General features: G+C 39.2%; 8 protein-coding genes and 2 pseudogenes. 4 read left to right on the forward strand and 6 right to left on the reverse strand.

What is annotated here, in order from left to right; translation table 11 throughout:
• Positions 1 to 61: 61 nt before the first annotated feature.
• The 4 genes and pseudogenes from AACL30_RS12515 to AACL30_RS12530 form a co-directional block, all read right to left on the reverse strand.
• Complete coding sequence (locus AACL30_RS12515) at positions 62 to 991, reverse strand: IS5 family transposase (protein WP_339056805.1); 930 nt, start codon at positions 989 to 991, stop codon at positions 62 to 64.
• A 70-nt stretch (positions 992 to 1,061) separates the two neighbouring features.
• A pseudogene (locus AACL30_RS12520) lies at positions 1,062 to 1,256 on the reverse strand (IS481 family transposase); the annotation flags it as partial.
• 29 nt (positions 1,257 to 1,285) lie between these two features.
• Entirely contained in the window at positions 1,286 to 1,693 is a 408-nt protein-coding gene (locus AACL30_RS12525) for a Tn3 family transposase (protein WP_339056806.1), read from the reverse strand.
• Positions 1,694 to 1,790: 97 nt separating this feature from the next.
• On the reverse strand, positions 1,791 to 9,617 hold the full coding sequence (locus tag AACL30_RS12530) for a TcdA/TcdB catalytic glycosyltransferase domain-containing protein (protein ID WP_339056807.1): 7,827 nt from the start codon (positions 9,615 to 9,617) through the stop codon (positions 1,791 to 1,793).
• A gap of 542 nt (positions 9,618 to 10,159) precedes the next feature.
• Between AACL30_RS12530 and AACL30_RS12535 the strand changes: the two genes are divergently transcribed.
• The gene (locus AACL30_RS12535; protein ID WP_339056808.1) at positions 10,160 to 10,471 is read left to right on the forward strand and encodes a hypothetical protein; all 312 of its coding nucleotides are present in this window, start codon (positions 10,160 to 10,162) and stop codon (positions 10,469 to 10,471) included.
• A 1-nt stretch (position 10,472) separates the two neighbouring features.
• On the opposite strand, the gene AACL30_RS12540 is transcribed toward AACL30_RS12535, so the two are convergent.
• The gene (locus AACL30_RS12540) at positions 10,473 to 10,664 is read right to left on the reverse strand and encodes a hypothetical protein (protein WP_339056809.1); all 192 of its coding nucleotides are present in this window, start codon (positions 10,662 to 10,664) and stop codon (positions 10,473 to 10,475) included.
• A 447-nt stretch (positions 10,665 to 11,111) separates the two neighbouring features.
• Positions 11,112 to 11,321, reverse strand: coding sequence for a fimbrial protein (locus AACL30_RS12545; protein ID WP_339056810.1), 210 nt, complete (start codon positions 11,319 to 11,321; stop codon positions 11,112 to 11,114).
• Positions 11,322 to 11,401: 80 nt separating this feature from the next.
• On the opposite strand from AACL30_RS12545, the gene AACL30_RS12550 reads away from it, so the two are divergent.
• The 3 genes and pseudogenes from AACL30_RS12550 to AACL30_RS12560 all read left to right on the forward strand — a co-directional run bounded on the left by AACL30_RS12550 (position 11,402) and on the right by AACL30_RS12560 (position 14,238).
• Positions 11,402 to 11,920 carry an ISAs1 family transposase gene (locus AACL30_RS12550; RefSeq protein WP_339056811.1) on the forward strand — a complete coding sequence of 173 codons (519 nt, stop codon included), beginning with the start codon at positions 11,402 to 11,404 and terminating at the stop codon, positions 11,918 to 11,920.
• A 1,026-nt stretch (positions 11,921 to 12,946) separates the two neighbouring features.
• Positions 12,947 to 13,426, forward strand: a pseudogene (locus AACL30_RS12555) (FAD-binding domain-containing protein); the annotation flags it as partial.
• Positions 13,427 to 13,794: 368 nt separating this feature from the next.
• The gene (locus AACL30_RS12560) at positions 13,795 to 14,238 is read left to right on the forward strand and encodes a VOC family protein (protein WP_422389548.1); all 444 of its coding nucleotides are present in this window, start codon (positions 13,795 to 13,797) and stop codon (positions 14,236 to 14,238) included.
• Positions 14,239 to 14,246 lie beyond the last annotated feature (8 nt).

Raw genomic sequence — 14,246 nt, forward strand, 5'->3', positions numbered from 1 at the left:
TGCACTCTTTTTTTACGGTATAGAGACGGCGGATACACTTTTTTTCAGTATCAATGGAAAATCAGGGGTTACAGAGCAGGATTTTTCTAGCGAGAAAGAGATTGGTCAAAGCAAATAAGCTGAATAACTGCGCGGTATTTTTTGCCAAGCCCTTGTAGCGCACTTTTCTAAAGTTGAACTGACATTTTAACACCCGAAAGGGATGTTCAACCTTAGCCCGGATTTTCGCAATAAGACTTTGCCGATGCCGATGTTTCTCCCATACCTGCTGCTCCTGCCCGGGCAAGGCCAATACCCTCCGTCGGGGGATGTGCCAGATGACCGCACGATGTTGATGTTCACTGCGTCGCATCACGCCTTTATAACCGGCATCACCATGGACAACCTCTTCTTGGCCGTGAAGAAGGTGATGAACTTGCGTTACCTCGGCTACATTCGCCGAGGTTCCTACCAGGGAATGCACCAGACCCGTCTGTGCATCCACACCAATATGCGCTTTCATACCAAAACACTGATTGCCTTTACGGGTGGCTTTCATTTCAGGATCGCGGCCATTTTGCCGGTTTTTAGTTGAACTGGGTGCATGAATGATCGTAGCATCAACAATACTACCCCGTTTGATAAACAGCCCACACGAAGCTAAATGCGCATTGACCTCTTCAAACAATGATTCGCTTAAATGATGTTTTTCCAGCCAGTGTCGAAAATGCAGAATGGTGGGATCGGAGGGAATCGCATCGACGGAGACACCGGTAAATTGACGTAGTAAGGGGATGTCATATAACGCTTCTTCCATCGATAAATCAGCGTAATTAAACCCATTTTGTAAAAAATAAATCCGCAGCATCACCTCTAAAGGTTTTGCCGGTCTTCCCCCTTTGGCTGTTGGCTTAGGATAATTGATACTGAGTTTAGACAGAATTTTTTCCCAGGGAACTATCCTATTCATCTGCGCTAAAAAGTCGCCTCGTCTCGTCGATTTCGTTTTCATTTCACTATTAACCTAAAAAAATTATTAATGACAGAATAGACTACTTTTAGCGGTTTTTCAGGGCTTCCATACCTGAGTATTCTGAGCCTCTGTCGGTCAGGATACGCAATAAGGGAACCGCTTGCTCATCATATAATGGCAGCACCTAGTCGTTTAACACATCTGCTGCAACCAAGGCATTTTTCTCTGTATAGACCTTAGCAAAAGCGACTCTGGAATAGGTATCGATAAAGGTCTGCTGATAAATTTTACCGACGCCTTTAATGGAGAGCATAAAAAAGTGTTCGTTCTGGGTTAAACGGCTTTCCAGAAGCGTCGTTTTAAATGTTTTTCAAGCTCATTGATCATCGTATCTAGATCAACCCCACTCTTGCTCTTTTTAAAATTGTACTTACCAGTGAAAGCAATGTGCGCCCAGGCAATAGGAGAAATCCTGACAAATTCATCAATAATTGTCTGGTTAACTCCCTCTGCTTGCATTTTTTCATAAAGAGTATTCAAAATAATGGCGTTGTACGCAATGATAGAATTTGCAACCAGTCTTACTACATGCGCACTGACCTGATTAGTTATTCTCTTTTGTCCTTTAAAAACTCCGCGATAAATTTTCCTGATGAGACCCTGTAACTGGTGATAAGCCTCCGTTCTATTTCTGACTGTTTGGATAGCCTTTCGGAGCGTCATATTATCGATTAAATTCAACACATTTTGTCAGTTCTTCCACACGACCCCACGTAGTTTGTCTAAGCTCATCGGTCTCACATCCCCGCCTTTAAGAGATTTTGAGGCGGGGAGGATGTCAAGCTGAAAACTTAGGAAAGGGAGCGCTAAGGTGACCGTCCATCCTTTTTTTGTCTTCATGTGGATACAGAGCATAGTAATAGGTTTCTAAGGCTAACAATGAGATGCTAACATCAATAATAGAACCTACCGCCGCATGACCCTCAAGCGGAATATAGTATGTTGATAAGCCTGTTGCTGGCACAGTTATTCCTCTGAATATAAATTCAAGGTTTGCCTTTTTTTGATTATCCGAAGCAAATAACATTAATAAATTTTTTTCTATAATCAGGGAAATAGACCAGCCCTTTTGTGTAATCAACAACTCTTCTGGTGTACTCGGCATAATACATTGTAGTTTTCCTAAATTAGTATGTATCAGGTATATCACGGGATAGAAAAATTTTTCGACCTGAAAGGTAAAGAAGCCATTTTCAGTTTGATCAAAATGGCTGGTGATCAATAAGGCCGGAACATCTACATTGACATAATCATCATCAGTAAGCACTGAGACAGATCCTGGATCTAAAATAAGAAGAGAGGAGGTGCGTTGATAAAGCGTTCCTTTGTTATACACAATCTTCATGACTCTGCCGTCTTGACCCATTTTTATCAAATTCTTTTGTTCACCCTGCTGGCTATTAAAATAAGTGTAATGGTGTTGGCTATTATAACCAAGACAGTGATCTAAATTATGTATTTTTATACCGGTACTGTCATGCGTGCTAAAGGGTAAAAATAAATTATGATGGTTTACATAGTACCAACCCTGCTGATCATGATTTAATTTCAGCTTGATAATTTCAGTATGAGCATAATGTTGTACCAACTGTTTAATCTTTTTTTGTATTTCCTTCCAATCGTCAGAGTTTGGCGTTATTGAAGCATTTTCTTTCACTTTTAACGTATCGCTAAAGAGAGGGGTGATGGTTAATAATGTAATGTTAAATCCCTTATTTTTTCTACTGACATTTAGCACCAGTCCATCGGTGGTCGTTCCTTTTATACCTTCTCTTTCTAACTTAACCTGTATAAAAGAAATGGGTGAAGATGATCCGACCCATTCAGGCAGGGGAGTTATTTGCTGACTGTCTTCCTCTTTTTTTAAAATTATCCCTTGAAAATATAGGCTCAATTCATCGATTTTTATAGAAGTAACATAGGCAATTTCTTTTACATTTTCATTATCATTTTCTATTTTAAGGAGCCAAGCCCCATTTTTATTTTCATTATCTATCCCTAGATAAAATATCCGCTGATTTTCATTATTTTTACAAATAAAAAATTGCTGACTGGCAACGTCATACCAAACTGATAGCGGTTTTTTCTCTTTATTTTCGACTAATCCGGAAAATGTTAAATAAGGCGCGATATGAATAGGTTTTGTTTGTTCTGCTGGCAGTGAAAGTAAGCCGGTCATCCTCTTTGTCAGTGTATCGATATAGTGTCTAAAAGAAATCCACCAATTCCCTTTTTTCAATAACCAACGTTGTCCTATCCCCGACAATACAATAGTTTTATCATCCTCAAGGCCGTATAACAGGCCATCTTCGGTACTAATAATCGTATTATCTATGTTTAATACTTGATGAATATTAAAATCACTCAAGTGCATTTTTGTTGCAAGACGATTATCTTGTTGTGCGTATAGTTTGGTAACATTTTTATTTTTATCGTGAATGCACCAGAAATGGTAATGAATGGTTTCGATAACACCTTTCACTCTAGCATTGGAATCAAGCATTTTCGTTGTGGTGCCAGCATAACTAATAATGTCATTAGGATTATTGAGAACATTATCAGGAAGACGCGCCTGCACATGCCCTTTCACCTCCACGCTCCCTTGCAATGGCCATATGATGCCAGACCCAGCAGAGAAGATGGTATCAGTAATAACATTATCTATTGTCTTTATATTTTGTCCTGTCGGGTTCCACGGATCCAGCACACTGTAAGAAAGATCCTTAACCTCTGTATAAGTATTGATTTTCATAAACTGATTCAGTGCACTGATATTACGGCTTTCAATGAGTTGATCTTGTATTTCTTCCGGTAAATTATCGGCTGCAGCAAACAGCAATCCTTTTTCGGGATAGCGAGTATCAATTTTGTACCTGATGGATAGGTATTTTTCATGATCCTGTTGCTGTTTGTAACAATAGGTTTGTTCAAAATCAATGTATCTGATGATATCTTTTGGCTGAGTGAGAAGGTGAATTGTTGATTGGGAGGCGTATTTTATCTTTTCTTGCTCAGCTTGGGGGTAAGAATCAAGCACATCAGGTATATGACAAAATGGAAAGTAAATGTGTTTCAATGTATTCGTTTCAATGTCTGAGACCCAAACAAGATTTCTATAGAGGTAAAGGGGCTTAGTGTCATCAAGAAACTGATGCATCAATAAATCGCCTTTAAACCAAGCATATTTCTCATTAAGAAAAATGACCTGAATATTGCTACGATGGGTATCTTCAAATAGCGTTCCGGGCTGATTTTTTGTATGGATAAATTCTTCATTGTGTACGGAATAGTAAACATCATGGCTGTCTTCATCACCGGTAAGAGAAAATTCTTGAATGGGAATATAGCGTGGATATACAGTTTTATCCGTAGTCATAAATTGCAAATAGCGCTTGAGTAATGTCGCTTTTTTCATTGTTGGCGACATTCTCTTTGTCTTACCTTCAGGATCAAGATAATGGGTTATATAGGGTGTTAGATTAGACATAAAAGACTTGGCATTAAACTCTCTGATAATTAACTGCGTATCTTTGGTTAAGTCTGTTGTCACTACCCCCAAAGGCAACTGAAAAGTCAGCGTAGTGTTATCACGTTGGTTGATATTGATGGTAATGGTGTTTTTTTCTCCTTGTTTATCCGGTTGCCTGTCGGAGAGAATACAGCCAGTATGGGTCGGCCTCAGATACATATCAGGAAGATAATGATGATTCGCATTGATGATCCAAGTAACATCAGGATTGCTACGTTCAATGGTGATATCAGCTTGCCCCCTGTTTAATGCCAGAAAAATACTCGCCCCGCCAACTTCTGGACCATAAAACCGATAGTGCAAATAATTTTTACAAACAGACTCACTTATTTTTTCATTTTCCTTGATCCCTGGCGCCATTAATTTGTAATCATTGTTACCAAAATAGACGTTAACTTCTGTTTTTTCATAATTAGATTGTAATTTGTTGATAGCCATCCAGCCGACACCAACAGATTCTCGTATCCCAGTTAAAACGGGCGATATTAATTCTTTTACCGGCGTTGGATGTTGGTAATATTCAAAAACAAAATGCGGATCTTTAGCTGCAAAGTAACGCAAAGCATCAAATTCACGATCATTACGCCATGCAATGAAATCTGTTTCCTCGTACGACGGATTAATTTTGACTCGCGGTGACCAAGGTAAAATTAGCGTTTCTAAAGCCGAACGACTGATACCTGAGAGATCCGCTATGGCAACCGGCTGGTTTTCTACTACTCCACTTAGTTTACTCAGATTGAGATAAGCATCTGGATCATTGCTGTCTTCGACCAAATCTTGTCCTTGGTCGGTTTTTTTACGTATCTGTACCCCTATATTATCGAAGATTACCTTCGGCATACTGATGTCTTCCAGATGGATGTCTTTAATGACCACTCCTTCTACAGGCGCTAATAATTCATTATTAATCAGATTAAATCCACCTCGTTCAAAGCCTTTTTTCAGCTGATTAAAGAAGTTACCTATATTTTGCGTCAGGGTAATATTGTCAATATTTTCATCTAAAAAATTGCTGATTTTTTCACTTATCCAGGCTAAACCATAACCAGCAGCAATCACCGTTAGCAATGGTGAAAAACCCTCTGTAGCGAGCATCGCCCGCCAACTCCAAATACTAAAAAGGAAGCTCACGCTATCAAATGCAATTCTCGTGATGGCGAGACTACGTTGACGATCGTTTTTAGCTTCGATAGCTAAATTGGTATTAACGCCTAAACTTACAAAATTTAAGATAAAACTCGCCGTTGTGGTAGAGGCACTGAGATCTTGTATGAACTTTGAGCGATAAATTTCATCACTATAGTTGAGAAAAGAAGCAATGGTTCCAGGGAAATATTGTAATAAACGGTTTGATTCAGCACTAGAGTGAGCCAATCTCGCCGCTCCTTCTGCTAAGGTAGAGGGAAAACTCAGTAGATTGTTGAAATCCGCTACCACGGATATCCAAATATAGAGTTCCAAAGCCGTATTGAGGTTATCTTTATCTTTATCTTTATCTTTATCTTTATCTTCACTAGAGGAGATAATTTTTTTAAAAAAATGATAAATAGAAATAACCGAGTCATCAAAATTAGCAAAGCTACCGACACCACCCATACGACCCAAGGTTCTTGCCGTCGGGTTTTTTCTTTTTGTTAATTGATAATTCTGTTTAATAAGTTCAGCATTTTTATCTAAATAGATTTTCATCTCAGCAAAAATGGGGTTATGAGTAGCGATAGTGATCCTTCGGTAGTTTTTAGTATTCAAATAGCTAACGGTAAATTTTTTATCTAACGGATCGTATTCTAGTGTTGAAAACAGCAACATCCATTCTTCTTGCGCTAATCCATTCTTATGTAACTCCTCTTGATTAAGACGTTTCCAAGTGCGTTTGCGCGTATAATTATCAGCCACAATTAAACTGGGATGCAGTTCTGCCTGCCAATCTAATTGCTGTGCTCGATCTATATAATTATTATTAAAATAATTTTTTAATAAAATGGGCTGATGCTGTTGTTGTAAAGGTTGTTGCAAACTGAATTTAGGATCCCACAATGAGTAATAGTAGCGTTTGAAGGGAAAATAAGGAGGTTGGCCGGTATTATCGAGGTTAGTTAAATTAGTTTCTATACTTTCTACTTTACTGGTGATCTGCTCTACTTGGCTAGCATGATGTTGGTCATTTTTCTTTTTATCAAATAACAAAAGCGATTCTGTGCTGCCTAAAAAAATGGCTTTAATCGCAATTTTACTTTTCATCCATCGTTTCAGGTTTGTCGCGCTGCCATATTTATTTAGGTTGAGATTGAAGAAGGTAATACGTTTACCACGAACTCGCCATTGCAAGCGATTAAAAGCTTGAGTGAGTAGCAAAGGGGTTGGAAAAAGGGTATTGATGAGCTGGTTAAATGCTATTTTACTACAACTAAAGTCAAGGATTTCATACCAGTCAGCATAGGTTTCAACCGCAATACTTTGTTCCAAAGCACGCATTACTGTGGCTATCTTGTAAAGGTCAGGATCATTGATGATGATCTCATGATCAACCTTACCCATCGCCGCAATTAATGCCATGCTTTCGGCTACCGTCACCACTACGCCTTGCTCCATTTCTTTTAACATCTCTTGCGCCGTTTTGAAATCGAGCCATCCATCAAGTTTTGTCGGATCTTTCATCCATGCTACGTGTTTTTCTGGATGGATAATGGGGATTTCCATTACGGAGCCTAAGCTAAAAGGGGTGGGATTAACGTTATTCATGGTGATAATTTTATTATTTATCTGCATATCTTCGCCAAAAGATCGGGTCTGATAGGATAAGGTCAATCCATCTGTCGATCTTGCAACCACAGCTTCTTGGTCATTTTCTATTGCTTCTTTCCAATTTATTGCTGCTTGTATTGCAACATGATTGTTTCCCTCTGCGTACAATTTCCCTTGCCATTTACGACCCATGATATCGATAAAAAATAGCTTGTCTTGTACAACGATTTGACCGACATTTATCTTACGCTGATGCTTATCAAAAGCATCATAAAGGCTCTCTATTGAGAAGATCAGATTATCTTTTACTGCAATACCATCACCTTTGTGTAGCTGGCAACCCAGCAAGGTGACTTGTTCTATGGTAGAGATGTCGATCGGTAGGATAATCTCCTTCAATAATTTTATGATTTTTTTCATATAACGCTCACTCATCGGTGAGCCATTACCGAGCAAAATAATGTATTTTCCCTTATTGACTCTAGCGGCGGTAGTGGCTACCGCAGGATGAAGAACCAGCTTATTTTCTGCTGTATCGTACTGATACCAATCACTCACATCTCTGTTTTGATTGTATAAAAACTGAGCTGCTTGTACGCTTAGCTGATCACTATAGAGTTGGATAATATATTGACCGCCGTACTGAGGGCTGTTGGCAAAGGGCTGAAGATAGTGCATTCGCCCCATCAAGTGCGATAATAAAACCTCTTCGGTTAACATAGTCACAGCGCTAAAGGAAGGCGTATACCTTTTTTGAAAAGTAGAGGGATGGGTTATAAAAACTTTTTCGCCCTGAGCCTCGGGTGTCGTTCCCAGTATCTTCTCTAATAGCTGAGAATAAACAAAATCGTAGGCAGAGGTTCCTAAAAGTTCAGCACTACTTTGTTCATATTGATTGAGAATGTCCCAGCGATAATTCAAAACAGCCTTAGCACTGAGACAAAGATTTGCGCTTTTTATCTCTGCCTCAATATCAGGAATAATGGGTTGCCATAAAGCAGGCATGCTTAGGTTAAAGCCATAATGATTGTATTTCTCAATGATATTGTATGCTTTGTTAAAGTTAGCTAACAATTGAGCAAGAAATGGATTTTCTTCATTGTCACTCAATTTCTGTGCTGCTACGGCGCTAATATTACCCTCAGCATAAGAGCATTGAAAAACAGGATCGACCTTGATTTCGCCTAATCCTATAAACAGTTTCTGCTGTTTCTTTTGGGCATTTTTTATTGCTTCTTTTATTTCTGCACGTTTTTTGGGATGGATATCATAAATCGGATAGTCTTGCAGCAAGTTTGCCCGAGCGGAGGGTTTTCTCACCCCGGTTTGCGGATCATACTCTTCCATCAACTTATCGAGGATAAGACTGATAATCACCGCGATACTCTGTGTTCCATGAGGATCCTGGAGGCTGGTTTGAATCAAGCTCCGATGTTGAATATGAAATAGATTTTTATCAATGGCAGGTAGCAGGGTAGTGGCTAAATAAATGCCTCCTTCTTTTTGCAGCATTTCAAGACCCAGCAAATCACTGGCTGTAATCAAATTGCTTCGTAAAACCAGTTCTGTTAAATAATTTGAAGGCCAAGGAATAAAAATTTGTTCACTAATGTTGAACTGTATATCCGTTTTGGGATTTTTTCTTTTCAACTCTCTAAGCGTTGATGATATCTCCGTTCTATTTGCTTCACATATTGTACTTAGCACTTCAGCACTTGCTAATCCTCTTTCTTGACAATAGGCTTTGACACAATTGTCGAAGCTGTTCTCAATACCATCCTTTGCTGTTGCCGCTACCTTTCTTCTGATGTAGCTAAAAGCATCACTCTGCCAGCGAAATAGGATCGTTGGAAAAGCATTAATTGAATACTGTAAAGCTTCTTCACTGGCTTTTTTTTGTAGACGTACCGCGAGCTCCTTTGCTAAAAGCGAGTATTTATCGGTACAGATCCGGATGGCATAATCTGGGTTGGCTTGTATCCATAGATTAATATAATCGCGCTGAATGTCTGTTATTTCACACAGGCATACAAAATGCAGAATTTTAGGCACGCTGGTCATTAGGGCATTTTTTCGTGCTAACAGAATATTGGATAAGAAAGGGGTATATCTTTTTTCTCCCTTTTTATTATGAATCACAATCCATTTATCTAAGCAGTCGAGCATTTTAAATAAAAGCATTGTTTCTTCTAATGGTGATAAAGCACCCGCCCGGGCAAGATAATTATTTCTGGTTTGTATAAAAGTATAATAATCGCCTTTTTTGTTGTATTTATCCTGATCTACAGCAATGTTTTTTAGTTGTAGCACGACATTTTGATATTCCATTATTTTTTCCATTTTCCATTGTTTTTTTATGACGGTAAATGCATGTTAATCCGTGCGCCTTTAAGGAACGGGAAAGCCGCCCTTTCGAATGAAAGGCGCATAATAGGAAATTTAATCTGAGTATTGCGGAGGCAACGCAGCAGGAGTTTGTGCAAAATATTTAGACAGTAAAAAGGACGGAGAAAGTAAATCGACGTAACACCCACAATTTATTTAACTTACACCAACTTTATGCAGAATACAATCGCTTCGGCATCAAATTAAATGCGCATAAGCATTGTAGGGGCGCGTGAAGTCCTATCTGGAAATTTTATGATTTATTTTTTAACTAAATAAATTTTCACTTTATATATTAATTTTTTTGAAAAATATTTATTTTCTTAAAATGTCTTTGTATTTTAAAAATAACCCATTAATAATATAATGAATTTTATGTAATTTTTTGTAAAAAAATTACATTTATATATTACTGGAAAATAAAGTTATCTCTATTTTAGAGATTTTTATTTTTGGTCGATAATGGATTTTTAATAAGGATAAAAATGAATAAATGGGTTATGAAAAAAATTAAAGATTTAGCTGAAGGATTAAAGGTTGAACATCAATGGAGTAAAAAAATCCGCGAAGAACTGGTACTGAAATTTAAATATTTAACGCCCTCTTATCATGGTCATGCAACCTATAAAGAAAATAAATCTTATACTAATTTAACCACTTTTACCAAGGCACAACGGGTAATAACCCAATCTGTTCTTGATGAGATTGCCGTGAAGACAGGTTTCGAATTCAAAATGGTAGAAAGTACTGAATTTAGTTTTTTCCCGCATATCCAGCCAAAATTGGCAATGAGATAAATTAGTCGACCTTAAATGACAATATTTTATCCATATCGAACAATGATTCTTCCCATTCAATTTCCTGGATGAAATCGTATTCACCGTGCAAGTTGACATGTTGCCAACTCAAGGTTGAGCCGTTACGGATAATGATCAACATTTTTTTCCGTGTTTCCTCATCCTCCGTCGTCGCCAGTTTTTGCGTTGACATCCTTTTGATCCACAATTCGCACCGCTACAATCTGGGATTAAACGTTCATTACCTGTCGTTCTGACAGCACATCCGGCAAGAAAAAACACAGGCAATAAATAACTTAAAGATAAACTTCCTAAAAATTTCAATGTACTCATTTTATATTTTTCCTCTTTGACTTTTTACGCTCAGTGGTACGAAAACCCATGACTGCCAGAAAAAAATATCATAAAGATAAACATCTTAACCCCAGGGCGTTTATATGAACGCCCTGGATTTTTTACCCGCTAAGCAAGGCGAGCCTTCATGTCTTGAAATGTGACTGCCTATTAAAACCTGTATAGAGGTCGCTAATACCTTGCTGTTAGCAATCGATAGGAAAGGAAAAGAGGCGCTCGTTACATTACAGGGGTCGTTTTTACATGCCCCATACTTTTTTTATGCTCTCCAATGTGGACAAAGAGCCTATTTATATTCCAACTGGAAGGTAGCCAGTGCGTTGGCGATGCCTGGGCTAACGAAACCATTGCCTAGCTTGATATATTGAGCTGCCATCTCTATTGTTTCAATGTTTTTATTAAATTCACCCAGTGGTATCGGTTGTTTTAAGGAGGCCGGCTTATCGTTAATGAGCAATTGGATACCGACTCCTTTAGCAACCCAGGGCGTTTTCATGAATATTTTTTGTCCATTAAAATGGCGTAATTAATTCACTTAATAAACAATACCTCCTTATATAACACAAGGAGGAAAAAATGCCGGATGTTACTGATTTTTTGAACCAGTTTTCAGACCCACGGGCGGAAAATAAAGTGACCTATCCCCTTTCCAGCCTGCTCTTTATGTCTATCTGCTCAGTCTGCTCCGGCGCAGAAACATGGGGGCAAATCATTACCTGGTCAGAGACGCACAAGGCTTGGCTAAACAATTATGTTGATATGTCACAGGGTATCCCGAGTTATAGCACCATTCGCCGTCTCTTTACGCTAATAAAACCTGCTGACTTTCAGTTATTGTTGCGGGGCATCGTAGACAGTCATCACCCCGTCAGGAAACCTGAAGATCACGTCGCTATCGATGGAAAAACCCTTCGGGGCAGTCATTGTCATGCCAAAATCGTCACTGCGATGCAGATGGTGAGTGCTTTTAGCGTCGAAAATCGTCTGACGCTAAGTGAAGTAAAAACCAACAGCAAATCCAATGAAATCACAGCTATTCCTGTACTGCTTGCGCTATTGGAGTTGGAAGTCAATCGATGCTATCGGATGCAATGACACCGTTATTAACGCCATTTTGGCACAGGATGCCCATTATATTGTCGGTCTAAAAAGAAATCAGCCTTCGCTGTATCAAGCCGTGCTTAACTATGCCAGTGAAAAGGGAAATAAAATTAACAACCTTGTCTCGGACAGTTTCGATGACGGGCATGGCCGGTGTATCAGGCGACGGTATTTCACCTTTGCCCTACCAGATAGCATTTGCGCCAAGGGACCCGCCAAACTGAAAACTTGTGTGGCCGTTGAAAGCATCGTTTCATAGCAGCACAGCCCTAAGGTAAACGCCAACTGGCGTTATTACATTACCGATCATGATGCAAGCCACCCAGGGCTGCCGGGTTATGTCCGTAAACATTGGGAGATTGAAAGTTACCACTGGCTACTAGATGTCCATCTCAATGACGATAACGACAAAAAATATGAAGAGAATTCGGCAGAGAATTTTGCCAGGATGAGGCGCTTTCTTCTGAACCTGGTGAATTCTAAGCCCCAAAAAGGGAAAAAGGAAAGCGTCAGAACCAGGCTGAAGAGGATTAGTTGGGACAGAGAGGCGCTTGTCGAATTACTTTTTGGTTAAATAGTGTTGTTTTTCGTTCAATAATCGGCGCAGCTGGGATTTTTGGTGCCCGAAACATGGGCTATATTACTTGCTCAGACGACTAAAACCAACTTATCTAAGCTGTTTATCCATTCACTCCTCAACGCCTCTTTTTGTCTTACTTTATCAGCAGGCTATTAACTGGACAAAAAATGTTCATGAAAACGCCCTGTTTAGCAACCCCCTCTTTACCTGCGTTTTCTAAATTTAAAATCCCCTCGTTTATATTTATAGGGTTATTTGCATTCAGTGTTAAGGTAACATTCGGTTTACCGTTACACCGCAGAGCGGTATTAAATTTTTTCGGATTGACGCTATGACTAACATTGAAATCTGAAGTTTTGACCGGATCCAATTTAACTTGGATGTCTTTTTGGCCTAAAATACAGCCGGTGGGAATGATTTTTGTATTAGCGAGTGAAATGCATCTCAAGATAGGGGTGTTATCCCCTCGGCAATGTCTCAGTCGCCTGCAGGCGGAGTGTCCCAATTTATTTGAAAACACGGATCCTGAGGCGTTTAGTTGGCTGAATGAACTGATTTGGCGGGAATTCTACCGCCATCTTATCGTCGCTTATCCTTCTCTTTGCCAACATCAGCCTTTTATGGCATGGACCGATAAAATCATTTGGCATGACAACCCTCAAGCTGATGCCGCGCCCTATTTCCGTATTTTTAATCCTACCCTGCAAGGGAAAAAATATGATCCTACCGGGGCATTTGTCCGCCATTGGCTGCCAGAATTAACAGCGGTACCGGAGCGCTATATTCATACTCCCCACGAATGGGCAACGAAACAGGGTCAACCGCTCGATTATCCGCTTCCCATCGTCGACCATGGAGCCGCGAGGATCCGAACATTAGCCGCCTTCGAACACGCTAAAAAAATGGCAGGAAACGTCTAAAATAGCTTTGTTTTTATAAAGTTTATTTCTTCATATTTTACTCAGTCAGTCAGTTCCTAGAACAGCCAGAGTCGGAACTAAAAAGGCCATATTCACTTAAAGTTGTCATTGTAATCTACCTAAATCGGATAGTAATACAACCACAAATTCTAAGTAGGAACTAGAAAGTGTTCGAATAAAAAAATACCAAACGAAAGGGATTAAATCAGATTGAATTTGCAGAAAAAATCAGTGATTTTTAGATTTTTGCGTCAGGGCGCGAGTTCCGGAGCGCTAGGCCTTGTAATAACAACAATGTCGTTGGCCACATCATTTGTTATTTATTACCATTAAACTAACCCCAAAATATCTAAATTTAGGAGACAAAAATGATTAAGTACCTACATACAATGATTAGAGTATCTAACCTGGATGAGTCACTTGATTTTTATTGCAATAAACTGGGATTGGTTGAAGTAAAACGAACGGAACACGAGCAAGGTCGATTTACTTTGATATTTTTAGCCGCCCCTGGCGATTTAAATAAAATTGAAATATCACATGGACCCATGCTGGAATTGACTTACAATTGGGACACCCAAACCTACCCTGAAGGGCGTTATTTCGGTCACCTGGCTTATTGCGTGGATAATATTTACGAAACCTGCCAGTGTTTAAAGGATGCGGGGGTTATTATTAATAGACCACCTCGGGATGGGTATATGGCATTTATACGATCACCCGATAATATTTCCATTGAATTGTTACAAAAAGGTGAGAGATTACCAAAACAAGAGCCATGGGCGTCTGCACCAAATATTGGGCATTGGTAATTCATCAA

This window comes from Candidatus Regiella endosymbiont of Tuberolachnus salignus (assembly GCF_964020115.1).
Classification (GTDB): Bacteria; Pseudomonadota; Gammaproteobacteria; order Enterobacterales; family Enterobacteriaceae; genus Regiella; species Regiella insecticola.